At 59.8% G+C, this 22,498-nt stretch carries 21 protein-coding genes and 1 pseudogene; 9 read left to right on the top strand and 13 right to left on the bottom strand.

What is annotated here, in order from left to right:
- Nucleotides 1-13: 13 nt before the first annotated feature.
- The 4 genes from AAFG16_RS37945 to AAFG16_RS37930 form a co-directional block, all read right to left on the bottom strand.
- Nucleotides 14-358, bottom strand: coding sequence for a hypothetical protein (locus tag AAFG16_RS37945; RefSeq protein WP_342733602.1), 345 nt, complete (start codon nt 356-358; stop codon nt 14-16).
- Nucleotides 352-990: a hypothetical protein gene (locus AAFG16_RS37940; RefSeq protein WP_342733600.1), complete on the bottom strand. Its 639-nt coding sequence runs from the start codon at nt 988-990 to the stop codon at nt 352-354. Before AAFG16_RS37940 ends, AAFG16_RS37945 begins: the two co-directional genes overlap by 7 nt.
- A gap of 986 nt (nt 991-1,976) precedes the next feature.
- Complete coding sequence (locus AAFG16_RS37935; RefSeq protein WP_342733598.1) at nt 1,977-4,790, bottom strand: hypothetical protein; 2,814 nt, start codon at nt 4,788-4,790, stop codon at nt 1,977-1,979.
- Nucleotides 4,791-5,859: 1,069 nt separating this feature from the next.
- Nucleotides 5,860-7,029: a hypothetical protein gene (locus AAFG16_RS37930; RefSeq protein ID WP_342733596.1), complete on the bottom strand. Its 1,170-nt coding sequence runs from the start codon at nt 7,027-7,029 to the stop codon at nt 5,860-5,862.
- 844 nt (nt 7,030-7,873) lie between these two features.
- Here AAFG16_RS37930 and AAFG16_RS37925 point away from each other — a divergent pair.
- Nucleotides 7,874-8,278 (top strand): Ig-like domain-containing protein, encoded by a 405-nt coding sequence (locus AAFG16_RS37925; RefSeq protein WP_342733594.1) that lies wholly within the window; start codon nt 7,874-7,876, stop codon nt 8,276-8,278.
- 220 nt (nt 8,279-8,498) lie between these two features.
- Nucleotides 8,499-9,821, top strand: a complete 1,323-nt coding sequence (locus tag AAFG16_RS37920) for a UDP-glucose/GDP-mannose dehydrogenase family protein (RefSeq protein WP_342733592.1) — start codon at nt 8,499-8,501, stop codon at nt 9,819-9,821.
- Nucleotides 9,822-9,881: 60 nt separating this feature from the next.
- Here AAFG16_RS37920 and AAFG16_RS37915 read toward each other — a convergent pair whose 3' ends face one another.
- The 4 genes from AAFG16_RS37915 to AAFG16_RS37900 form a co-directional block, all read right to left on the bottom strand.
- Nucleotides 9,882-10,076, bottom strand: coding sequence for a hypothetical protein (locus AAFG16_RS37915; protein ID WP_342733590.1), 195 nt, complete (start codon nt 10,074-10,076; stop codon nt 9,882-9,884).
- 484 nt (nt 10,077-10,560) lie between these two features.
- A complete protein-coding gene (locus tag AAFG16_RS37910; protein WP_342733588.1) occupies nt 10,561-11,118 on the bottom strand; it encodes a hypothetical protein in 558 nt (185 codons plus the stop codon).
- On the bottom strand, nt 11,118-12,296 hold the full coding sequence (locus tag AAFG16_RS37905; RefSeq protein WP_342733586.1) for an ERF family protein: 1,179 nt from the start codon (nt 12,294-12,296) through the stop codon (nt 11,118-11,120). The genes AAFG16_RS37910 and AAFG16_RS37905 overlap by 1 nt, the downstream gene beginning before the upstream one ends.
- Nucleotides 12,283-13,098, bottom strand: coding sequence for a YqaJ viral recombinase family protein (locus tag AAFG16_RS37900; protein ID WP_342741033.1), 816 nt, complete (start codon nt 13,096-13,098; stop codon nt 12,283-12,285). Before AAFG16_RS37900 ends, AAFG16_RS37905 begins: the two co-directional genes overlap by 14 nt.
- Before the next feature lie 276 nt (nt 13,099-13,374).
- Here AAFG16_RS37900 and AAFG16_RS37895 point away from each other — a divergent pair, with 276 nt between their 5' ends.
- From AAFG16_RS37895 to AAFG16_RS37875, 5 genes are all read left to right on the top strand, one after another.
- Nucleotides 13,375-13,764, top strand: a complete 390-nt coding sequence (locus AAFG16_RS37895; protein WP_342733584.1) for a hypothetical protein — start codon at nt 13,375-13,377, stop codon at nt 13,762-13,764.
- Between the two features lie 150 nt (nt 13,765-13,914).
- Nucleotides 13,915-14,205 (top strand): hypothetical protein, encoded by a 291-nt coding sequence (locus AAFG16_RS37890; RefSeq protein WP_342733582.1) that lies wholly within the window; start codon nt 13,915-13,917, stop codon nt 14,203-14,205.
- A gap of 22 nt (nt 14,206-14,227) precedes the next feature.
- A complete protein-coding gene (locus AAFG16_RS37885) occupies nt 14,228-14,443 on the top strand; it encodes a hypothetical protein (RefSeq protein ID WP_342733580.1) in 216 nt (71 codons plus the stop codon).
- 71 nt (nt 14,444-14,514) lie between these two features.
- A complete protein-coding gene (locus AAFG16_RS37880) occupies nt 14,515-14,703 on the top strand; it encodes a hypothetical protein (RefSeq protein WP_342733578.1) in 189 nt (62 codons plus the stop codon).
- 252 nt (nt 14,704-14,955) lie between these two features.
- A complete protein-coding gene (locus tag AAFG16_RS37875) occupies nt 14,956-15,339 on the top strand; it encodes an H-NS family nucleoid-associated regulatory protein (protein ID WP_342733576.1) in 384 nt (127 codons plus the stop codon).
- A 233-nt stretch (nt 15,340-15,572) separates the two neighbouring features.
- Here AAFG16_RS37875 and AAFG16_RS37870 read toward each other — a convergent pair.
- From AAFG16_RS37870 to AAFG16_RS37855, 4 genes and pseudogenes are all read right to left on the bottom strand, one after another.
- Nucleotides 15,573-16,178, bottom strand: a pseudogene (locus AAFG16_RS37870) (ERF family protein); the annotation flags it as partial.
- A gap of 447 nt (nt 16,179-16,625) precedes the next feature.
- Nucleotides 16,626-16,865, bottom strand: coding sequence for a hypothetical protein (locus AAFG16_RS37865; protein WP_342733574.1), 240 nt, complete (start codon nt 16,863-16,865; stop codon nt 16,626-16,628).
- 92 nt (nt 16,866-16,957) lie between these two features.
- Entirely contained in the window at nt 16,958-17,380 is a 423-nt protein-coding gene (locus AAFG16_RS37860; RefSeq protein ID WP_342733572.1) for a DUF5681 domain-containing protein, read from the bottom strand.
- Nucleotides 17,370-18,785 (bottom strand): site-specific DNA-methyltransferase, encoded by a 1,416-nt coding sequence (locus AAFG16_RS37855; protein ID WP_342733570.1) that lies wholly within the window; start codon nt 18,783-18,785, stop codon nt 17,370-17,372. The genes AAFG16_RS37860 and AAFG16_RS37855 overlap by 11 nt, the downstream gene beginning before the upstream one ends.
- 1,480 nt (nt 18,786-20,265) lie before the next feature.
- Between AAFG16_RS37855 and AAFG16_RS37850 the strand changes: the two genes are divergently transcribed.
- A complete protein-coding gene (locus AAFG16_RS37850) occupies nt 20,266-20,679 on the top strand; it encodes a hypothetical protein (RefSeq protein WP_342733568.1) in 414 nt (137 codons plus the stop codon).
- Nucleotides 20,680-20,728: 49 nt separating this feature from the next.
- Entirely contained in the window at nt 20,729-21,613 is an 885-nt protein-coding gene (locus tag AAFG16_RS37845) for an aldose 1-epimerase family protein (RefSeq protein WP_342741032.1), read from the top strand.
- Nucleotides 21,614-21,625: 12 nt separating this feature from the next.
- On the opposite strand, the gene AAFG16_RS37840 is transcribed toward AAFG16_RS37845, so the two are convergent.
- A complete protein-coding gene (locus AAFG16_RS37840; protein ID WP_342733566.1) occupies nt 21,626-22,474 on the bottom strand; it encodes an MBL fold metallo-hydrolase in 849 nt (282 codons plus the stop codon).
- Between the last annotated feature and the right edge of the window lie 24 nt (nt 22,475-22,498).

The raw sequence follows: 22,498 nt of genomic DNA, 5'->3' as shown, positions 1-22,498 counted from the left end.
ATGGTTACATACGTCACAAAGAAAGGAGCAATGAAGACACCCTTGGAGAACGCGAGCGCAAAAAGAGCGGTGCGCTTGCGCCGAAAAAATAGCTCCAGCGGCGGACGATTCGATCCTGCAGATGGAAGAACAGCGCGCCGACGAGAAAGTAGTAGACGACCACCGGCGTGCTGTAGATGCTTCTAGGGGTCACGCCGAAATCGCCGAGAAAGCTTGTGGCTACTGCGGTGATCGTCCAAGCCGTTATCGCTCCCAGGTAGAACGGTCGCTTGAAGAGCAGGCCGGTGACAATCAGCAGGGCAGTGACGAGATAGCAATAGTATTCGGCCGGCAGCGTCCAAAGCTTTGCATTCACCATTCGCGGAACAGGATTAGTTTCGAATACTCCTGGCAGAAGCATGTAGACGAGGCCGAAGATATTGCCGAAGTACCGACAAATTTTGGATCGGTACAATATTCCAATAATGAATAGCTGGTGAACAGAGGCCCCAGCACCAATGCGGACAGCGTCACTTCGGTCGTGAGCGTGGGAAAGATCCGCAAAATACGAAAGGCCATGAATTGTTTGAGTGCGCGGACCCGAAACGCTGATCCGGCTACGAGGAAGCCGCTTAAGGCGAAGAAAATCGGCACGAGAGCGAGATGGTACGACCGTTTGAATGAACCCCAGATGCTCGTGTCGAAGGCGGCGGCCCTTGCTGCATCCATCGCCATCCCCTTCTGAGCAAGGGCGGCAGCAACCATATCTGGGCCAGTCGAGGACCCAGCGATATACTTTGCATGGCCATAGAATATCGCGACTGCCAATCCGACGCGGAGGAGGTCGAAACCGGGGCCTATGCCTTCGTAGCGGTCAAGAACTGCCTTGAGAGTAGGTGGCGACGCAAAGGCGCTGGACGCGTTATCGACTTCGCTGTGGTTGGCATTTTGGTGTCTTGCTGGACAATTCAGCGCGATAGAGCATCGGATATCGACGCGCGCCGGTTTCATTGTGGGCAAAGGATGATCCGCTATTCGGCCCGCCATTACTGAGGTTGGTGGTCAATGGGCTCTTCGCGCTGCTCGTCTTTGAATGTCCTTGGGCCGGATCGGTGACGCCCGCTCCCCGCGGCGTGTGTCGAAGGGCATCAGCTCAACTCGCCAATGCGCGATCCGTTCTCCGCGCCTAGCAGAAGATTCTCGAGATAATTCGAGCTTTGCCGATCTATACACCCCGAGGAATGAGGAGGGTGCGCGCTAGACTTCAAAAGAGGCATAAAAAACTGAACACTGATACTACTAAGAATTGTCACGCTCTTTCAGGGCCGTAATGATCGTCAAAGGCATATGCGGCTGCAAGAAGGCGCCGCCGACCTTGGACCGTCGGGTAAAGTTACTAGCCTGCGGTGTTCGCGCAGCATGATACCCCAGTAGAAATGGCATCTGTGCCACTGCATTCGTTTTTTGCAGTTGTTACGATCTTAGCGGCGCTCAAAACAGACGGTGCAGTCGAGCCTTTTGCTCTGGCCTGCGGATCGCAAATAGCAATTGCGTTTGCAGCTGTTGCTTGAACAGCATGTGCCAGTTGCCACGCTTGTCAGCACGGCGAGCTCGTGCGATTGCTGTTCAGACTGGAGTTCGCCGAGGCGGCGGGGGCACGCCTTGGCCGATCGGATTTCGAAATGGATTGTTGCTTGGCCGCGTGGCAACCGGTGTTCTAGAATGTGGAGTATAAGTCTTCGGCCCGTAGACGTTCTGCTGGGTCCCCTGCGCCAGTGCCGGCGTGCACACCACGAAAACTATCGACACGATCAACAACGGCGCAGTGCGCATCACTGCCTCCACGTGGCTCACAGGCGGTGCCTACCGCTCCTGGTAAGCTCGGAACGCAGTTGGGAAGGGTTAAGCTTCCGCAAAATGTTGGCACTTTGCCAAAACGTAACCGATTGGCGCGCCGGCCGGCGCGCTATCCGATTTAATTCACGCCTAAGAGCCGATCATACCATGACCAGATGATCGCGAATCCACGAGGTATCATGCCGCAAGTCGGCAAGTTGCGTGTCTGTCGCACCGTCGATATTGGCTAGCGACGTGGTATGGGGCGCTGCATCCACGACATAGCCGCCATACTGCTGGTAAGCTTTCGCGAGCGCGAGTCCTTCCGGGGTCAGACCTGCGTGATCGAGATCGAGGTTGGCTGGCAGAGCAAAGTGAGCACCCATCGGGATCGTTCCCTTGTACGCGGCGACGCTGTCCGAGTCCGCTAGTACCGCAGGAAAAACGAATTGATCGAGCTGACTTGTGCCGGCCTTTAATTGGCCCTCATCGAGCACAATCGACAGAGCGTGATTGATGGACAATTTATTGAGTTCGTCCCCGGTGACGAGACCACCAAGAAGCGATGCTCCAGACGCTCGGATGCCGGCGCCGACCCCGTTTGCTATGCCCCAACCTGTTCCTTGAAGATTGCCCTCGACAAGATAGGATGCATGCCAGGTTTGATGGATAGAGTCGTAACTCGCGTCCCAGGCCTCCCAGTAGTGGACCCCATCCGGATCAGTAAATACGACGTCGCGGTCCATGCCTAACGGTGTCAAGTTCGACGGTGTTGCGAGTTGAATGCTTCCGTGCGTGGAGAACGTGCCGCCGACGTTTGCCTGGTTCAAAAGGTCGAAATTCCAAGTCATGTGCGCTGCGTTCTGAGGCGTGTGATTGACAAGGCCATTATCCGACTGAATCCAGCTGTTTCCCAGGGTGGCATCCCTGAACTGCACATTCTGGATGGCGTCCGGCTTCGTGTAGTTCGCGCTATTTGGATTTATGGCGGTATTCCAGGCGCTTACATCACAAAAGAAGCGGGTTTGGTCAACATGAACGGCTTCGTAGTGTGTTAAGATATGCGAGCCGTCCAGTGCCGTCTGATCTCGAAACGTCAGCGTCCCGTTACTATCGTAGACGTCATGCTCGGCGACATAGTTCTGTCCAATGATATTAGAGAGGAAAACGTCCTTGCTCTTGTCGTCGTGGATGACGGTCTCGCTGACCATCACGCCATTGGCATAGGTCTGCAAGTCCGATGAGCCGTCGGCCTGGACGATGGAACGAGTGAGGATCTGGCCGGCCGCATCATACTGTGCGGTGACCTTGGCGCCGACCGACCCCAGAGTGTAGTTGTAGTCGAGCGAGCCGTTGGCGTGAGTGCGTGTGATGTTGGTCAGGACACCTGCGGAATTATAGACGTCGTGCTCGGCGACGTAGCTCTGTCCCGTGATGTTTGAAAGCATCACGTCCTTGCTCTTGTTGGCGTGGACGACGGTTTCGCTGACCATCACGCCATTGGCATAGGTCTGCAAGTCCGATGAGCCGTCGGCCTGGACGATGGAGCGAGCGAGGATCTTGCCGGCCGCATCGTATTGTGCGGTGACCTTGGCGCCGTCCGACCCCAGAGTGTAGTTGAAGTCGAGCGAGCCGTTGGCGTGAGTGCGTGTGATGCTGGTGAGGACACCTGCTGAATTATAGACGTCGTGCTCGGCGACGTAGCTCTGTCCCGTGATGTTGGAAAGCATCACGTCCTTGCTCTTGTTGGCGTGGACGACGGTTTCGCTGACCATCACGCCATTGGCATAGGTCTGCAAGTCCGATGAGCCGTCGGCCTGAACGATGGAGCGAGCGAGGATCTTGCCGGCCGCATCGTACTGTGCGGTGATCTTGGCTCCGTCCGACCCCAGGGTGTAGTTGTAGTCGAGCGAGCCGTTGGCGTGGGTGCGCGTGATGTTGGTCAGGACACCTGCGGAATTGTAGACGTCGTGCTCGGCGACGTAGCTCTGTCCCGTGATGTTGGAAAGCATCACGTCCTTGCTCTTGTTGGCGTGGACGACGGTTTCGCTGACCATCACGCCATTGGCATAGGTCTGCAAGTCCGATGAGCCGTCGGCCTGGACGATGGAACGAGTGAGGATCTGGCCGGCCGCATCATACTGTGCGGTGACCTTGGCGCCGTCCGACCCCAGGGTGTAGTTGTAGTCGAGCGAGCCGTTGGCGTGGGTGTGCGTGATGTTGGTCAGGACACCTGCGGAATTATAGACGTCGTGCTCGGCGACGTAACTCTGTCCCGTGATGTTGGAAAGCATCACGTCCTTGCTCTTGTTGGCGTGGACGACGGTTTCGCTGACCATCAGGCCATTGGCATAGGTCTGCAAGTCCGATGAGCCGTCGGCCTGGACGATGGAACGAGTGAGGATCTGGCCGGCCGCATCGTACTGTGCGGTGACCTTGGCGCCGTCCGACCCCAGAGTGTAGTTGAAGTCGAGCGAGCCGTTGGCGTGAGTGCGTGTGATGCTGGTGAGGACACCTGCTGAATTATAGACGTCGTGCTCGGCGACGTAGCTCTGTCCCGTGATGTTGGAAAGCATCACGTCCTTGCTCTTGTTGGCGTGGACGACGGTTTCGCTGACCATCACGCCATTGGCATAGGTCTGCAAGTCCGATGAGCCGTCGGCCTGAACGATGGAGCGAGCGAGGATCTTGCCGGCCGCATCGTACTGTGCGGTGATCTTGGCTCCGTCCGACCCCAGGGTGTAGTTGTAGTCGAGCGAGCCGTTGGCGTGGGTGCGCGTGATGTTGGTCAGGACACCTGCGGAATTATAGACGTCGTGCTCGGCGACGTAACTCTGTCCCGTGATGTTGGAAAGAAACACATCTCTGCTGTTGTTCGGATGTGCAACGCTTTTGGAGATGAGTACGCCGTTGAGGTATTCGAGAGTTTGAGTAGAGCCATCGGAGAGCTTAGTGACAACTTTCGTCGAAGCCATTTGCGTTCACCGAGCTTAATTTCGTTGGACGAACGATGTAGAGAACAGGAGTGTTGATTGCGCGAAAATTAGCGGTCGAGTCCTTCGCAATTTCTAAAGCGAAAGTTAGGAAATGAAGTTCCGCTCCTGGAACTAGTCTGACTGCCGCAATTCTCTAGCCTTAGTTGCCACGATGGCGCAGGGCTATGCTTGGCCCGAGTGCAAAGGTCTGCCTAGACGCCGGCCAGTGTCTTCCCGGGTTCAAGCACATGCTCGGCAAAGCTGCAGCTCAAAGCGCTGGTCCGCGACGCTCCTGCATCCGGGGAAAGCTAAGTTCTGGCGAAAAAGGGACTATTGTTGTCTACCCTGAATAGCTGCTACTTCGATTGTATGACACAGGGTGGTCTGCTCAATTCGGCTGTCGCGATCGTATCGATTTGTTTAGCAAGCATGCCCGCAGCTTCTGCTGCGGGCGGGGTCTGCATCCTGCACCCGCAGCCATTCAAGCTTCAATCGGATCTGGTCCGTTGGTCCATCAAGATAAAACCAGGAGACGAGTGTATTCAGGGACTGCGTTGGTCCACCATAATGATCGACAAAATCTCGATAGTTAAGCCACCAAAATGGGGCCGGCTGTTGATACAGGGGCCCGCTCTTCGCTATTTCGCCGGCGCCGCACCAGCATGCTGTGACTCATTCGAGATCAGTATTAGCGGAACTTCGCTGCGCGTGAATGGGACTTCCACGATTGAAGTGGATGTCACTTCGGAGTGACTTCTGGCACTACGCTTGGGCAGTTCGTTCCGTTGGTGGAGCTGGGGCCCGCCGGAGAGGCCTTTGGCACTCCCTTGCGATCGCATTACAGAATGGGTTGCTGCGCGGCTGCACCGCGACCGGCTTTCGCGATTGTTGCGTGCTTTAGGTCTGCGCCGCGTCGAAGCGGGCTATTCGGTCGCGTTCCCTGTGCCAATACAGGCGTAACTCATGCTGAAGGGCCCAACGATCGACAAGCGCGTACACACACAGCTCCCCTTTTCCCGAAACGGATGTTACAGCGCCTCAGTTTTAAGTAACCCAAAATCTGCGGGGGTCATGGTTTCTTGCAATCAGTATAGAAAGTGCCATTGGCAGTCACGATCCGCTCGATACATTGCCGCGGGTCGGTGATGTTGCCGTTGACACTGAAATAGTAGGACTGAGCCTTAAGGATCAGCGCATAGCGTCCGGGCGGCAGCTCCAGGGCGGGGTCCTCACTGTGCAGCTCGTACATCTCGGGGGTGTCGGCGACTGGAGAGGCCCGGAACGGATAGGAGGCGTTGCGGATCACCCAGGCATCGTCGGCCTCGGGTTTCTTGCCGCTCGTCTCGGCCGAGAATTCCCGGGTGATTTTCGCGATAACGCGCACTTCAGCTCGCTCCAGGATGTTGGTCACGGCGTCCCGGCGGAACACGATAAACTTTGGATGCCCGTTGGGTAGTCCGGCCTGATCGGGTGCTTTGAACGCGGCCGAGACCGCGACCCTCACATCCGGCGCTCGGCCGGGAAGCAGTTGCAGTTCGGCCAGCGATTTGTCGTCGACCACGGCGTAGACGCCGTAATCGGTGGGCCTTAGCGGGTTCGGCTTCGGCGGAGCCACGGGCGGCTGCACGGCGGCTGCCGGCACTTGCTGGGGCGGCGCAGCGGCAATCTGTCGCTCCTGGACCTGGTGCTGAAAGTAGTGGGCGAGAGACGCCAGCTGCTGCCTCTGCTGAACCACGAGCACCGCGAGGCCTGCAACCGTCAGCAGTGCGGTCGTCCGCTTGATGACTGGCCAGAGCGGATGATGGGCCTCGGTCGAACTCCGATCAATCTCGATCCGCGCACGAGGCGATGTCGGCGGAAGCTCCCGAACCGCGACATGGTGCAACGGACCGGCCTGATCCGAGGCCGCGAGGGCGGGCGGAGCCGGCGGCGGCAGGTCGACCAGCTGCTGGGAAAACTCCTCGACGCTGCGTATGGCGGTCTCCAGCGCCTGCTGCGACCGCCTCATCTCCTTGACGTCGGCGTGGGTGAACTGCTCCTGGAGCTTGTAGCGGGCGAGGTCGTAGACCACCTGACGCAGGTGCTCGGGGTGATTTTTCACCGTCTCTAGCATGCGGGCGATCACGAGCGCGAACTGGACCTCGGACCCAGACGCCGCCTTGTTCTCCTCGCTTGGTCGTAGGTCCCTCGAAGTCATGGCCGTCCAGGTTGCGTCCGTTGCGATCTCCTTGATCTGCAACGATGGCCGGGAGATCATAGATTGGCAGCTTGCCGGATCCTTTCAAAAAAGGATATCGGGGGCTGCCGCTGTCGGCTCTGCCACATGCGCGAAGGAGGAACAATGTTTTTCAGATGCAAGGCCGGCGCCCTCGCGGCCGGATTGATTTGCCTCGCTGGGGCCTCAGTCCCCGAGCGCGCGTCGGCCATCACGGCCGAGGTAGCCCGCACCTGCAGGGCTCTCACCACCAAGCAATTCCCGCCCCGCGAGCCCGGCAATCCCGCCGCAGGCAGTGCCAAAGGATCGGGCCGCGATCAAACCGCTTACTTCAACAAATGCGTGGCCAACAGCGGTAAAGTGGATGACGGTGGCAAATAGGCCTGCGATTATTGGCGGTGGCCGCCTGTTCCGATCTACTTCTCCTTTGTAGGACTAGCCGGTTCCGGCACGCTACCCTGCTTGGCCAGGCAGTCCCTAAAATAGGATTGACGGTCTCCCCTCATCTTGACCGAGCCGGGCCGCTGGTAGGGATAAGCGACGTAGGAGAAATGCATACATTTCCGGGCAACCTCGGCGCTTGGACCCGCATGCGCATCTGATGGCCCACTCATGTTCGCTACGATTATCAACGCGGCCGCGCCGCCCCACGTCAGCTCGCGCAAATTTTTTATCCTGTCTCTACTAGAAGGCCTCTGACTTATACGGCGATCCTAGCAGGGCGGATCAGGTCAAGCCAGTCGCCGCCGTGTGATGTCGCCCGTGTTAGCCCCGGCTTAACCTCGCGCATGACCCAAGGCCCTCTCCTTACGAAGCTGTTAGGCCGATCGTTTATGTTTGTCGCAGAACATCGATCGGAGGCCGAGCTATGTTACGAATCACCATCTTTGCATTCTGCACCCTGGCCGTGTTGGCGCCGGCGCCAGCTGCGAATGCCTCGCCAAATTGCATGCGCGACATCAAGCCTTATAGGCTTGCCGGCGACACCATGGAATGGTCGATGAAGATCGCGCCGGGCGCGGATTGCATCCAAGGCCTGCGTTGGTCCACGATGCAGATCTACAGCGTCTCGGTCGCGCAAAAGCCGAATAGTGGCGAGCTGGTTTTGGTGGGGCCCGGCTTTCGCTATTTCGCTAAGCCCGACTTCCAGGGCACGGACACGTTCACCCTGGTGGTCGTTGGTAAGAACCGCCACACCGAAGGAACTTCCACGGTCCAAATTACAATCTCGAGACCTGGCGCCCCGATCGTTGTAAGTGCTGTCGACAATTAAGCTGGGACGTTCCGCCAACGAAGTTGGTCCGCGAGGCCGATCTGTTGATCCCAAATTTTTCAATCGTTTGCGGTCTCGTACCACAGTTCCAGTCGCTTTGGTGCACATCGGGGTAAGGTTAATTCCGACTGCACAGCAGCTTGCTCCGACTTGCGCGCACGGACGGGTATATAGGATGTTTGACGGAACAACCTCTGATTAACCACGAGAGCATTTCCTCATGCGAATCGCGATGATCGGCACGGGTTATGTGGGATTGGTGTCCGGGGCCTGCTTTGCGGATTTCGGCCACGACGTCACTTGCGTCGACAAGGACGAGAAGAAGATCGCCAGCCTTCATCGCGGTGACATCCCGATCTACGAGCCCGGGCTCGACGAGCTGGTCGCGGGTAACGTCAAGGCCAAGCGGCTGGACTTCACCACCAATCTGTCGAAGCCGGTCGCCGAGGCCGACGCCGTGTTCATCGCGGTCGGCACGCCCTCGCGCCGCGGCGACGGCCACGCCGATCTGTCCTACGTCTACGCCGCCGCGAAGGAGATCGCGCAGGCGCTGTCCGGCTTCACCGTCGTGGTGACCAAGTCGACCGTGCCGGTCGGCACCGGCGACGAGGTCGAGCGCATCATCCGCGAGGCCAATCCGAACGCCGACGTCGTCGTCGCCTCCAACCCCGAATTCCTGCGCGAGGGCGCCGCGATCCGCGACTTCAAGTTCCCCGACCGCATCGTGGTCGGCACCTCCGACGAGCGTGGCCGCAAGGTGATGGGCGACATCTATCGCCCGCTGTCGCTAAACCAGGCGCCGCTGATGTTCACCGCGCGCCGCACCGCGGAGATGATCAAATACGCCGCCAACGCGTTCCTGGCGACCAAGATCACCTTCATCAACGAGATCGCGGACCTGTCCGAAAAGGCCGGCGCCAATGTCCAGGAGGTCGCGCGTGGCATTGGCCTGGACAATCGCATCGGCACCAAGTTCCTGCATGCCGGTCCCGGCTTCGGCGGCTCGTGCTTCCCCAAGGACACCAAGGCGCTGATCAAGATCGCGCAGGACCATGACGTGCAGCTGCGCATCGTCGAGTCCGTGCTGGCGGTCAACGAGAACCGCAAGCGCGCGATGGCGCGCAAAGTCAGCCAGGCGCTCGGCGGCTCCTTGCGTGGCAAGACCATCGCGGTGCTCGGCCTCACCTTCAAGCCCGACACCGACGACATGCGCGATGCGCCGTCGATCCCGCTGGTCACCGGCCTCATCGACATGGGCGCGAACGTCAAGGCGTTCGACCCCGTCGGCATGGAGCAGGCCAAGGGTGAGCTGCCCAGCATCACCTATTGCGAGGACGCCTATTCCTGCGCGCAAGGCGCCGACGCGGTCGTCATCGTCACCGAATGGGTGCAATTTCGCGCGCTCGACCTCGACCGCCTGAAGAGCGCCATGGCACAGCCCATCATCGTCGACCTCCGCAACATCTATCGCCCGGAAGAGATGGAAGCCGCCGGCTTCACCTACGAGAGCGTCGGCCGTTCCGTTCGGCCGAACGAGGCTTAACGCTCACGATTTGCGCCCGACGAGGCCGAGGCGATGAAGAAGAGAGCTTATGATTATGCTTTAGCCGGAGATGATCCAACCAATAGCGGCAAGGCCCGCGCGAGTGATGACATATAGCCAGCCGATCATTGCGACGCCGACCATGGTCAAATAGGCGACTGCAAAGGCGCGGTCGCCGACCGGAATCTTGTCGATACCAAAGTCTTCGGTGGTCATTTCCACGCTCAGACTTGTTCGATTTGCTGCATCCGACATGTCTCACCTCCGAAGCGCGAAGTATGTCTCTGGAATATTGCGCCCACTCGACAGCAAAGTGGAATGCACGCGGCGGCAGAGAGGCAAAAGCGAGATGCAACAAGTAGTTTGACGCTCCTCCATCATACAGAGGCACGTTTCCACAGTTCCCCGAGGCGTTGTTTGAATGGGTTTGCTTCTGCATAGCGACTATGTCTCGACTACGCTCTCACAATTTCTCTTCTCCGCCGCTGCGTCAAAGTTCCACCACCTTACGCGGAAGTAGATGGTTCTGCGTCATGGGCACGTTCCGAGGCACAGCTTTTGCTGAGGCGCTTGAATCGCCAGTCCAGAATCGAACTGACTTCCGCCCGAAATTGCTGCCCACCAAACCTCTCGTTGCCATTACCGAGCGGAGCTTGATGGTGGGACCGGCAGAGCGGCACGGCGAGTTCGTCGTTGAGCCCCGGGGTCTGTCGCATTTGGAAATCGCGAACGCGAGACTTCAGGCCCGCTGGTGACGTCGCATGTTGTTGATCTCCTTCAGCAACAGGAGGCGTCGCAGCTGAGCTCCGTTCAGAAGCGTTTCGAAGAGAGACAAGTCGTCTCGCGCTTGTACGTAGACCTCGCTGTTGAGAGCATGTTGATCGAAGCCGTGCGAGTGGAGTCGAGCCTCGATCTCGTGGGCAGCGGATGGATCGAGCTGCCAATCCAAAGCGTTCTTGACGGTATAGATCTCCGCGAGATCTTGAAAGTCAGGCGCGATGCCGACCACGTCAATGCGACGAAGTGCGGTTTGGATTGCTTTCTGACGATAGGCGTCGAGAAGCCTGTGGCGTAGAAGACGATACCGCTGCATCTCCCAGGACAGTTCCGCGATGTCGGCAGCCAGCAGCCATTCGATTGCCGTTTGAGGATTGATGTCCTGGAAGATGGCGGCCTGAACAGCGTGATAGCGATCAATGCTTTCTCCAGGGAGAAGGTGAGGAGGCGGACACAGCGCCTCGACCTCGCTCGGCATCGTGGTCGCGGGCCTCTGAAGCCGGTTGAATTGCGCGTTCATTAGCGCGGCGCGTCCGGGATCGAGCCTGATAGCGCTGAGGTGATTTGTGCACCTTCTGCTACATGGACAAGGCTCGCCTCCCAAAGCTCCTTGGCAATAGGTAACGGAGCAATCTGCAGGTTCGCCCACCAGGCTCGCTCATCGCCGTGCCGATGAAGTGATCGATGGTGCGACCGGCACAGCGGCACGGTAAACTCATCGCTGACTTTACGTCCCAAGGTTCGTGGCTGCGCGAACTTCAGGTGATGAGCGTCGGCGGGTGCTTTTTGGCAGACCAGACAACCTTGGCTGCGGACGAAGGCGAGATGGTTTTTGTTTCTTCGCCGCGGCGGCTCCTTTGGGAAGGCAAGGCCGGTATGTTCTGGGAGAGAGCTAGAGGCAGCTGCCTCAACACCGTTGGATGTCGCCCCGAAAGCTTGAGGGACCGCGGATGGGCCGGCTAGCGGGCCGCGGGGCTGTTGTGCTGCATCTAAGTCGCCGAGGACTGTTCGTTCGAGTTTCTCCTGGTAGGCTGTTTCGAGGATGCGAGCGTCCGCCTCCAAAAGGGTGTTCTTGAGGAGCAGGCTAGCCTTGGCCCAGATGAGTAGCTCGTCACTGCCCTCTTGGCAGGTTAGCTCGCCGAGTAGCCGCTGCAGAAGTTCGGTTGAGCGTTCAGGCGTCAAGACGGCGGCCCGGTTCAGCACTCTTTTGGAGAGCTTTCCTTGCGGCTCTGGGACGGTTTTTGGCTCGGCAGCGGCCGCGGGCCCTGTGATGACGTCCGGTGCGTCCAGGTCGTCCTCGCCGGCAATCCCGACCAATGCAAACAGCGCATAGCGGCGAGCATAGGTCAGTGCCGCCCCCATGCGATGCGGCGCCTCAACCTCCTTGGAGGCGCAGACCGGCAGGTCCGACGAGATCCATTCTCCAGAGGCATGGGCCAGCAGGGTGGTCAGGTAAATCTGGCCCGTGCCCTGGTCGATCCGGGTGGTCTGGATGGTGGCAATCTCCTGCTGGCTGAGCGTCTTGCGAACGATGTCGAGGCCTGAGGCGAGCGAGGCATAGCGGAAGGTCCGGTCGTCCTCCCGCGGGAAGGGCGACCGGATGACGGCCGTCAGCGTCTTCTCGGGGTTCATCAGTTCAGCCTGAGCCCGGGCAAGGGCGCCAGCGATGGCCCCGATATGCTCGCTAGAGCGATGCATGGGAGCCCTCCATGACGAGGGCCTCGAAGGTGATGGCACCGGATTTGGAGCGCTTGGCCTTGAGGCCGCGCCCCGTCGCTTCCTTGGCATCCTCCGGAACCAGTTTCTTGAGGTCAGCCTTGGCAGCCTCGTGCTCGCTATGGGCCTCTCGCGTCCGCAGGTAGGTTGCTGCCAAGTCCGCCCATTGATTGGACGAGGACATATCAACGACCTTGATCGCTTCCAGACGCGGGCGCGGTGTTTCGAAGTTGAAGAGAATGGGAGGCTCCCCGCTTTGGACGCAGCGCCAAAACTTCTTCTCGGCGGTGAGGAGGAGGTGCTGGTATAGTGGGTCGGCGTGGATCTTGATCTCGACCCATTTGCCTCCGCCGGTGATGATCGAGAGCACCGAATTGCGGGCGGCCGTCACCCACATATTGTGTTGCAGCTGCGCCATGTGTTTCTCGGCGGCTGCCTCCTCGCTGAAAGCCCAAGGCAGCATGAACTTGGCTTCGAAGACTGCTCCGGTCTGCTCGACGACGCCATCCAAGGTTGCAGCCATCCATTTGTGGACGGGGTGGCGGACGCGTCTTTGAATATCCTTGACGAAGTGGCCGCTCGCGCGTTGGTACCAGGCGCGGTTGAGGACCTCCGTGACGGTCCCGAGCTGAACAATCAAGTTGTCCGAGAGATCTTCTGGCTCGATCTCACCACGCTTCTCACGCCACAGTCGCAGGAGGGCGTCCTGGTCGTTGCCCATGACGATGCGGGCATCCGAGCCGCCGATGAAATGCCGGCGATCGTTTGGATTAAAGTTGATGATCTGGCGCGGTGTGGCTGAATCTTGTGCTGGAATTGATGATGTCACCGGTATCTCCCACTCAGGACGCGCGACCTGGCTTGCCGCACTGCCCGAAGCCCCGTACTTGCGGGGCGGAAATACTGGGGAATGGCGTTGTTGTTCGCCTGTTCGAATCAAGTAACGCTCCGATCGGGCGTGAATTCCAGTCCTTTTTGCAGCAACATTCTTGCTCTTTTGCAGGGCATATTGCTGGTCTTGGGCCGCAGAGCCACCGTTGCATAGAGAAGCAGGCCTTCCATGACCTCAAAACGACAATTCGAAGCCAATCGAGCAAACGCGAAGAAAAGCACAGGTCCCAAGACGAAAAGCGGCAAGTCTCGTTCGAGCCGCAATGCACTTCGCCACGGGTTGGCACGCGCTGCAGCGGATCGAGACTGTGGGCTGATGGCGCTGACGAGCAGTGCACTGGGTCTGACGAACGAAATGAATCCGGACTTCCCGACCAATCTGGCGCGCGTTAAGCTGAGATTGAATGAGGTCCGAGCGATCCGCTCACGGATGCTCGCCGCTCTGTTGGATGATCGCGCGCCTGGGCAGGCCAAGCGGATCATCGCACTTGATCGCTATGAGAAAGCCTTTCACCGCCAGCAGCGCAGAGTGCTCAAAGCTCTTCGCGCGGACAGCTGATCACGATCCGAGGGTGATCGCCATCTCGGCCCATCGGGTTTTCCGGGTTCGTACGAATTGGCGAAACAGCCTCAGTGGATCTGTGCTCAAGGGCTCGGCAATGATTATAGCCCCCAGGCCGTGGCCGCGCGCAGAGGGGCGCGCAAGCGCGTGGAGGACTCCGACGCGCGCTGGCTGGTCGAGAGTGGCATCCCGCTGGTCGCCGAGCGGATGCGCCTGCCGCGTGATCAAGCCGACCGGCAGCAGGGCGGGTGGCTGAAGCGCTGCAGTAGCGATCCCTCGGGCCTGCGGCGCATCGTCGAGGAGGCGGCTGCGCAGGACCTGGTCGAGGAGCAGTTCGCTAATGTGGTCAAGCAGCGCACCAAGGCAATGCTGTTCACCGACCAAGTCACCATGGAATTGTTGCGACGGTCGCAGGCGGTCAAGCGGAGAGCCTCGTGAAAGCCACAATCAGCAGCACCTATTGGATCGTCGCGATTTCCGACCCGCAAGGGCGGAGAGCTACCGCGCGGGTCTGGAAGGCGTGACCGATGGCGCAATCGCCTTCACGGCCTACATCACACAGGTGCAGGTAAAGCCGGGGCAGGGGCGCGAGGCCGAGTTCAATCGCGACCTGGTCAAAAGCGATCCGCGGTCGGCCGAGACCGTCAGGGCGATCGAACTTCGCTACGTAGTCTAGTGGCAACCAGCTCACTGGCAGCTATCGCAGGTTCATTTTGTGGCCCTTGTTGTTCCCTGAAGGAGCGTTCCATGAAGGATATGCTCGAGCGTCTCGCGGACGTGCGCGCGCAAATCGCGAAGAGGGAGCGCCTGAGAGATTCGGCCAAGTCAAAATTCATTCGCTGGGCGTTGCAGAGGATCATCGAGCACCAAAAAGACGTTGCGTCCGAATTGGAGCAGGCCATTCACGAGGCCGAATCCGACGCGCGCGGCTCTTAAGCAGGGGAGTGTTCCCGCAGGCAAGTCCGTACTCCAATCGGTTGCACGAGTTTGGCTAGCCTACGGAAGATCATATGCGATCTCATTCGAAGAAAAATGCCGCTCCAGGGGGGCGGCCTCAACCCATCTCAAGATTGGCTCTACCACCCTGAGGCGGGATTACTTCGAAAGAGGCATGATCAACTTACTTTTGGAGACTTGACTTTGATCAGATCGGCACTCCGATAAAGAGTTTTCAGAGCGGAGAAGTCGATGACGTTAGAACAGCAGATCTTTCGATTATCAGCGGATGAACTCTGGAATCTTTATCAGCAGATCCAATTGGCACTCCTCGCCAAAATGCGGGCGCAGATGCTGGAAATGGATCAGAGATTAGAGGCGATCTCAAAAGCTCGCCGGCCTCTCGATCTGCCTCTTCGCCCACCTATCAAGAGCGCTAATGGCAAGCGGCATACATTGGCACCAAAATTCCGGAATCCTGATGATCCCAATCAAACTTGGGCTGGCCGCGGGTTGCAACCTAATTGGCTCAAACAAGCCATGAAACACGGCAAACGATTGGAGGACTTCACCATCCGCGAGGGATCAACGACGGGAAAACGAGCCAAAGCGACAATGCGAAGCCAAGCGAACTAAAAAGCGCGTTCGAACCGCGATCCGATTTGGCTGGAGTTGGGCGCGCGCTTTAGCAGACGGAGATTGCGGATGGAGGGGCCGACGAGCAGCGCGCTGTCTGATGCTCCAGATGAGCCCGAGCCTCGGGATGAATCTTGCGCGTGTTTAGTTGAGATTGGGTGAGACGGGCCATCCGTTCTCGGATGCCCCTCGCATGGGTGAAGAATCCCGCGGTATCGCCATAGTCCGTCCGGCTTTGGATGGGCGAGCAAGTCTCCGTCCGGCAGCGACGGCTCCAGCGCCGGCTCGGCGTCCGCAGCCAGGGGCGGCTTTCGTTCCGCTGCTGCCGCTCGGTCGGCCAGGCTGGCTGCGGAACGCGTGGCGTGCTCAAGCTTCCTCTGATACGCTGCCTCGACGATCCGGGCATCGGCGTCCGGCAGAGTGTTCTTGAGCGTCAGGCTGGCCCCCGCATCCGGCGCGTCCAGATCATCCTCGCCGGCAATCCCGACCAGGGCGAACAGGACATAACGCCGGGCGTAGTGAGCGCTGGGCCCAACCGGTGCGGCGCCTCCACGTCCTTGATGGCGCAAACCGGCCAGTCGGAGCAGATCCACCCGCCGGAAGAGTGCGCCAGCAAGGTGGTGAGGGTATGGTGCTGGATGGTCGCGATCTCCTGCTGGCTTAAAGTCTTGAGCACGATGTCTAGCCCGCTCGCTAGCGAGGCGTAGCGGAAAATCGTCATCGCGCAGAAACGGCGAGCGGATCAAGGCGGTCAGGGTCTTCTCCGGGTTGGCCAGTTCGGCCTGCGCTTTGGCCAGCGCCGCTGCGATCGCCCCGATATGTTCACTGGCTTGGTGCATGGATGCCCCCCCATCTCAACCGGATCGAAGCTGATCGCGCCAGCCTTGGAGCGCTTGGCGCGAATTCCGCGGCCGATCGCTTCCTTGGCATCCATCCTCGGGCAGCAGCCTCTTTGGCGAGTTCGTGCTCGCCATGAGCGGCGCGGGTGCGCAAGTAAGTCGCCGCGCACTCTGCCCACAGATCGGAGGAGATCATATCGACGACCTTGCCGGCGCGCAGCGGCTCGATGTCAAACAGGACGGGCGGTTCGCAGCGCCGAACCAACACGATCTTTGCTCACAAAAGGTCCCGGGAGGGCTCGCGCAGATCGGCGTCTAACGCGCGCGCGATTGCGACAATCTCAATGTCGATTCGCGGTTCGCTGGCGATGAACACCGCGCCGCAATTTCTCAAAATTCAAATGTGACCTCCATAGCGACCTCGCCACCCGACGATCGCCGACCTTGTCAAAGCTTCAAATCGTTGTCCCTAAACACCGTGATGATCTTGCCGCCGGGCGCGGCGCTTCCGGGAAATTGCTTTCGCAGCTGATGGAGCAATCGCGCCGCGCTGGCGTGCTTGTTCAGAGCCAGAGTGTGGATCTGGCGCAGAAGGGCTTCCCAGCGCGTCATCGTCACTTGACGACCGTCGAGTTCGATTGCGACCTGCTCATTCGCAATCTTCCGGAACAAATAGGATATCCCCATCTTAGGCCCGGTTTGCCTGGCTGGTCCCTTTGGATTGCCGGACTGGCCCTCCTTGGACCGGCTACCGGTTGGCGGATTTCGGTATCGAGTGTTCATCTGGGAAATTCCAGTGCCGCATTCAATTCGTCCACGCGCTGTCGCCAGTTGCGACCGAAACGCTGTGCCGCCTCGGTCGTACCGATGATTTCGTACCCCAATGTGCCCTGTGCCTCAGGCGCAAAATATTCCGCCGCCATTCTGGCGATAAGCCGGGCCGCAGGCATATCGCCTCGGATCGCTTTCGCGAACAACTGGCGAAACTGGATTTCGGCCTTCGTCATCCGCTTGCGCTTTCCATTGTCGGTCACGGTGACTTCTTCGTTATCGATCGCTTCCAGGAGCTTGCCGGGGTGGAGCAGCTGGGGAATTTTCTTCGGTCTCCCGCTCGGATTCCCGGACTGGCCCTTCTGAAATCGGGTCGCGACCGGCGGCTTTCCGTATCCGACCTCATATGTTTTTGTTCGGTCACCGCTCATCGCCCTGCTCCCTCTCCGCCTCGATGTCGCGGAAGAGCCTGCCGTCCGCGAGCCGGACCGCATCGCGGCCGGTCAGGTTCTGCCAACGTCGGATCGTGGTATCGACATAAAGCGGATCGAGTTCGACCCCGCGACAGATGCGGCCGGTCCGCTCGGCGGCGAGCAGCGTCGTGCCGCTGCCTAGAAACGAGTCGAGCACGATCCCACCGCGGTGAGAGCAATCGAGCAGCGCGTCCACCACGAGTTCGACTGGCTTTGCCGTGGGGTGCAGCTCGAGCAGATTGTTGCCCTTGCGTGCCTGAGTGCTGGCACTGTCGTAATGCCAGACATTGGTGCGGTTGCGTCCATGTCTGCCGAGTTCGATATTGTTGGTGTGCCGCTCGGTGCCGGACTTGAAGACAAACACCAGCTCATGCTGGGAGCGGTAAAGGGATCCCATTCCGGCGTTGTTCTTCACCCAGACCACAATATTCTTCAGCTCCGAATAGACGTCACGACCGGCCGCAAGCAGCTCATCAGCGTGGCGCCAGTCCATGCACACATAATGGATCGCGCCGTCTTCGCTGTATTTTGCCAGCAGCGAGCAGCTGCTCGTTAGAAGGCGAGCGAACTCTTCTCGGCTGAGTTCGCCGGAGCCTTGGGCAAATTCGCGGTGGCGGATCTTTCCTTTTCCGGAGACGTGGCCGCCGATCGGAACATTGTAAGGTGGGTCAACGAACACGACATCGGCGCGCTCTCCGCTCATCAGGATATCGAAAGCCGCCTCTGACGTCGCGTCGCCACAATGGATACGATGATCGCCGAGTTGCCAGACATCGCCGAGCTGGCAGACCGGAACTCCGGTCGTCGTATCCGCTTCGTAATTGGCGTCGACGGCCAGCCGGTCATCAAGCTTCTGCATGGCCAGATCGATCTCAGGCAAGCTGAAGCCCGTGATCGACAGATCGAAATCAAGGTCCAGTTCTTTCAGCTTCACAAAGCTTTCGCCCAGCAGCTGCTCGTCCCAATGCGCGTGCTGAGCCAGCCTGTTGTCTGCGATCCGAAGCGCCTTCAGCTGTGCCGAAGACAGGTGCCTGATCTCCACGACGGGTACCCGCGGCATCCCGAGCTGTCGGGCTGCGAGCACGCGGCCGTGCCCGATCACCACCTGATTGCTATCGTCCACCGCGATCGGCATCACGAATCCGAATTCGCGGACGCTATCCGCGATCAGGTTCACCTGAACCTGGGAATGCTGCCGCGGGTTGCGGGAGTCGAGAACGAGATCTCCCACCGCACGATAGTCAATCTCGATCTCGATCAAACCGACATTCGTCGCCACGTTGCGGCGGCTGCGCGGTGCGGATTTCGTTGTTGCGGATCTGGCGGCGGGGCGTTCGGGAGGCGTTTGATCGGGTGTAGTCATTTTGAGTGCTCCGACTGGTGGATCGAAGCAGCTCAATTACACGCAAAGGCGCGGCCGAGGTGTACCAATCAATTCGCAATAAAATTTCCCTTTGCTCCGATCCGCCATTCCACTTGTTGCAAGGGGTTCGCCCAAAGCGGTCGCTTAATCGGTCGCCCAAGCATCTGCCGCCCGTGGTTCAGCCAGGCTAACAGAACCCGTCGATCCGAACGGGCGATTTTGTTTGCCTCGCTATATCTATTCTGCAGGGTGCGCTCGCCCGTTAGTGTGTGGCTTATAAAGATGGGCCGTTCTGCTTGCCGGCCCAAATCTGCGTCCTTAGGAACTTGCAGCCAGCGCGTCGTCCTTCCCACGTTCGCTTGCGCCAACGCCTGCACATCTCCGCCGACGGCAGAACGAAATCCGCCCGCCGCCGCTATTGCACGACAGGCTTGGCGGACAGACGGCGTTTTTTTGATACGCTTTCGTTCGATCACGCGCCAAAGCAAAACCGTAAGCCAGAGGTGGGCGGCAAGATCCGGATGTACAACCCTTGATTTCGGTGGGCGTCCGCGACGAGGCATAAGCTTCTCCCGTGGTAATTGGACATGATCATGCAGATGTGGGCACGATCCTCAGATTTCAAAGTGTGCGCGCCGGGAATCGGCAACATGATCCTGCCCTTCCTAAACGTGCCAATTTAGAGCTGATCGCCTTCCTGCGATTTCCGAGACCGAACGGTTGACGGTCGCTGCAATGGGCCGCAATTCCTTTGCCCTTCCTGATGCAGTCAGTTGGACTGTTCAGGTCCGGTCCGTTTGACGGCCCTCCACGCGGTTACGGCCTCAGATGCCCAACAGCTCACCAGTCGGTTCGCGCAGCAATCATCTCAATCAAAACGAGCAATGAAGCTGTAAAACTCGCAGAAAACGTGTCGCCAGCTTGCGCTTCTCGATCTAACCGATCGCCAACGTGGGGACATGGGAAGGTTGGCAGGGGGTGGGAGCTGCTCGCGCGATGACACTCGCACCAAGCAGCCACATCTTGGAGAACGAGAGCACATCCTCGGTTGGTCGGAGGGCTTCTCGCATCGGAAATCAACTTCGCAAAGCGCTCACCATCCTATGCTTCGCAAGCGACTATTCCGAATACATGGGACCAAATTCGCGACAGCTGCTGGATGCTAGGGCCAGGGCAAGAGCTGCGGGCTCATGTGCTGTCCAAGCTCGACGGCGCGCGATGCGTCGGGTGGGGTGCGGGGGTTCGACGAGGCGACTGGACGCAACTTTAATTTAGAAAAGGGCGACCAGGTCGCGTCTGCATGCCGCGGAACAGGTATGGGCGCTGACGATTGGACGCTTACACGCTTTCCGTGCTTCGGACCGCCACATTCCCTGTTCTCCACTGCAAATTTCCCTGTTCTGGTCCGACGCTGCCCATCAACCTCACCCCAAGATTCTAAGGCATCTTTGGCATTTTTCGTGCGATCGCAGCCTCGGAATTGACGGTTTCCCTGCAGAATTCCCTGTTACCAGGGAATGGGCCGATCGAGGCTGGACATTGTTTGCCCCACGCCGAGGTGCGTGCTATCGCCGCCATCGCTGAGGCTTTCGATGAATCGGCGGCTGTGCTCGCCCGCGCGCTGGTGGTCGAGGACTATGACCTTGCGGCCGAAGCGCTGATGGCTTGGCCGCTACTCTCCTCCCCCTGGAGCCCTGCCGCCGCGTTCGGCTTTCGCGTCGTGGCCTCGCTCGAGGACAAGGTCGGCTTCCTGCCGGAGGGTCGGCTCGGCGGCGAGCCAGCTTCTGCGCCTGAGCGGTCACGAGAAAACCAAGTCCGCGCTCGCGACGTCCCGCATGCTCGTCTCCCGAGGCGAGCGAAACAATCTCCAATGCGGTATGATCTCCTCACGTGAGGCCGCGCCTTGAATGGCGGCAGACCTCGACCGCATCGACAGGGATGTCATGACCAACGACACGCACACGATCCACAGTGGCGCTCTCACCGCGACCATCAAAGCCCACGGCGCCGAGTTGTGCTCGCTGCAGGATCGCAGCGGCACCGAATTGATCTGGCAAGCGGGGCCGGAATGGCCGCGCCATGCGCCACTGCTGTTCCCGATCGTCGGGCGTCTTGCGGGCGACGAATTGCGGCACCAGGGCAAGACCTACCGGATGACCCAGCACGGCTTTGCGCGCGACAGCCGCTTTGCCTGGGCCGGGCGTGACGAGACCAGTTGCACGCTGGTGCTCGAAGACAGCGCGGCGACGCGCGCGCTTTATCCCTTCGCGTTCCGCCTCACGGCCATCTATGCGATCGACGACGCCGGCCTCGAGCTGGCGCTCACGATCGTCAATACCGGCAAGGAGATGTTGCCGGCTTCGCTCGGCGGACATCCCGCCTTCAATTGGCCGCTCCAGGCGGGCGTGCCCAAGGAAAGCTATGCGCTGACCTTCGCGACGGCAGAGCCATCTTTCGTCCGCCGTCTCGATGGTGGATTGCTGCGCCCGGCGACGGAGCCGAGCCCGGTCAACGGCACGGTGCTGCCCTTGTCCGAAGCCCTGTTCGTCGACGACGCCATCATCTTCGATCGGATCGAGAGCAGTTCGGTCCGCTATGCCGCCGGCCAGGGCGCCGGGCCGTGGCTGAAGATGTCCTGGCGCGGCTTTCGCGAGCTTGGCGTCTGGTCCAAACCGTCAGGCGCGCCGTTCCTCTGCATCGAGCCCTGGCGCGGCTATGCCAGCCCCAAAGGCTTCGACGGTGAGTTCGGCGACAAGCCCGGCTTGATGCATATCGCACCTGGAGCGGAACAGCGCCTGTCGTACCGGATCGAGGTCGGATCGTCCTGAGATCGATGACCCTCAGACCTCGATCCGCGTCAGGTCCTCGCCAAGCACGACCGGACCCGAATAGTCCTTTTGCACATCCGCGAGCAGCGCGTTCAGCATGGCATCGTCAGTGCGCGGCCGGTGATGGGTCAGCGCGAGCTTTTTGACGCCGGCCTTGGCCGCGACCTTGCCGACGGTGTCGCCGCAGGCGATCGTGTATTTCGCAAGCCGTCGGAAGTGCTCGTTGTTGATCTCCGGTGTCGCGAGAAAGCAGACCTGGACGAGCAGGTCGGCGCCTTGGGCCAGCCGTTCGAGGCCGGGGCAGGGGACGGTGTCGCCGGAAATCGCAATGACCTTGCCCTCCGCCTCGAAGCGGTAGCCGAGGCACATCCAGCGCGCGAGAAAGGCCGGAGACATGCCGAGGCCATCGCCATGCGAGACGAGCTCGGCGCTGATCTTCCAGCGGCCGGTGTCGAGGACGGGACCTGGAACGATGTCCGTTGCGACGACCGGTTTCCAGCCGCCGAAGGTCGGCTCGCCCTGATCGCGCGAGGCGATGTCCTTGTCGTAGACCTGCGTGACCAGCGTGTTGACGAGCCGTTCGGTGTCCGGCGGCCCGAAGATGCGCAGCTCGTCCTTGCGGCCGTGCATCCATGAATTGAGCATCACGTCGTAGAGATCGCCGATATGGTCGAAATGGTGATGGGTGAGAAAGACCGTGTTGATGGCGCCGAGCGGCACGCCGGCCTTGCTGAGCTGCACCATCACGCCGCGGCCGGCGTCGAACAGGATGTTCTCCTCGCCGAGCCTGATCAGCGTGGTCGTCGCCATGCGGCGCGGGTCCGGGCGCGGGCCGCCGGTGCCGAGCAGGATGACCTCCATGCGCCTACTCCGATGTGAAGCCGG

The sequence above is a fragment of the Bradyrhizobium sp. B117 genome, from assembly GCF_038969555.1.
Taxonomy (GTDB): Bacteria; Pseudomonadota; Alphaproteobacteria; order Rhizobiales; family Xanthobacteraceae; genus Bradyrhizobium.
The sequence above is the reverse complement of the archived record's forward strand: the minus strand, read 5'-3'. Positions and strand labels throughout refer to the sequence as shown.

Bases quoted from the DNA above. Each gene is read 5' to 3' on its own strand.
- AAFG16_RS37935 (WP_342733598.1), bottom strand. From the start codon at position 4,790: ATGGCTTCGACGAAAGTTGTCACTAAGCTCTCCGATGGCTCTACTCAA.
- AAFG16_RS37845 (WP_342741032.1), top strand. From the start codon at position 20,729: ATGACCAACGACACGCACACGATCCACAGTGGCGCTCTCACCGCGACC.
- AAFG16_RS37915 (WP_342733590.1), bottom strand. From the start codon at position 10,076: ATGTCGGATGCAGCAAATCGAACAAGTCTGAGCGTGGAAATGACCACC.
- AAFG16_RS37860 (WP_342733572.1), bottom strand. From the start codon at position 17,380: ATGAGCGGTGACCGAACAAAAACATATGAGGTCGGATACGGAAAGCCG.
- AAFG16_RS37840 (WP_342733566.1), bottom strand. From the start codon at position 22,474: ATGGAGGTCATCCTGCTCGGCACCGGCGGCCCGCGCCCGGACCCGCGC.
- AAFG16_RS37905 (WP_342733586.1), bottom strand. From the start codon at position 12,296: ATGCATCGCTCTAGCGAGCATATCGGGGCCATCGCTGGCGCCCTTGCC.
- AAFG16_RS37940 (WP_342733600.1), bottom strand. From the start codon at position 990: ATGAAACCGGCGCGCGTCGATATCCGATGCTCTATCGCGCTGAATTGT.
- AAFG16_RS37880 (WP_342733578.1), top strand. From the start codon at position 14,515: ATGAAGGATATGCTCGAGCGTCTCGCGGACGTGCGCGCGCAAATCGCG.
- AAFG16_RS37855 (WP_342733570.1), bottom strand. From the start codon at position 18,785: ATGACTACACCCGATCAAACGCCTCCCGAACGCCCCGCCGCCAGATCC.
- AAFG16_RS37945 (WP_342733602.1), bottom strand. From the start codon at position 358: ATGGTGAATGCAAAGCTTTGGACGCTGCCGGCCGAATACTATTGCTAT.
- AAFG16_RS37925 (WP_342733594.1), top strand. From the start codon at position 7,874: ATGTTACGAATCACCATCTTTGCATTCTGCACCCTGGCCGTGTTGGCG.
- AAFG16_RS37875 (WP_342733576.1), top strand. From the start codon at position 14,956: ATGACGTTAGAACAGCAGATCTTTCGATTATCAGCGGATGAACTCTGG.
- AAFG16_RS37920 (WP_342733592.1), top strand. From the start codon at position 8,499: ATGCGAATCGCGATGATCGGCACGGGTTATGTGGGATTGGTGTCCGGG.
- AAFG16_RS37895 (WP_342733584.1), top strand. From the start codon at position 13,375: ATGACCTCAAAACGACAATTCGAAGCCAATCGAGCAAACGCGAAGAAA.
- AAFG16_RS37910 (WP_342733588.1), bottom strand. From the start codon at position 11,118: ATGAACGCGCAATTCAACCGGCTTCAGAGGCCCGCGACCACGATGCCG.
- AAFG16_RS37865 (WP_342733574.1), bottom strand. From the start codon at position 16,865: ATGGGGATATCCTATTTGTTCCGGAAGATTGCGAATGAGCAGGTCGCA.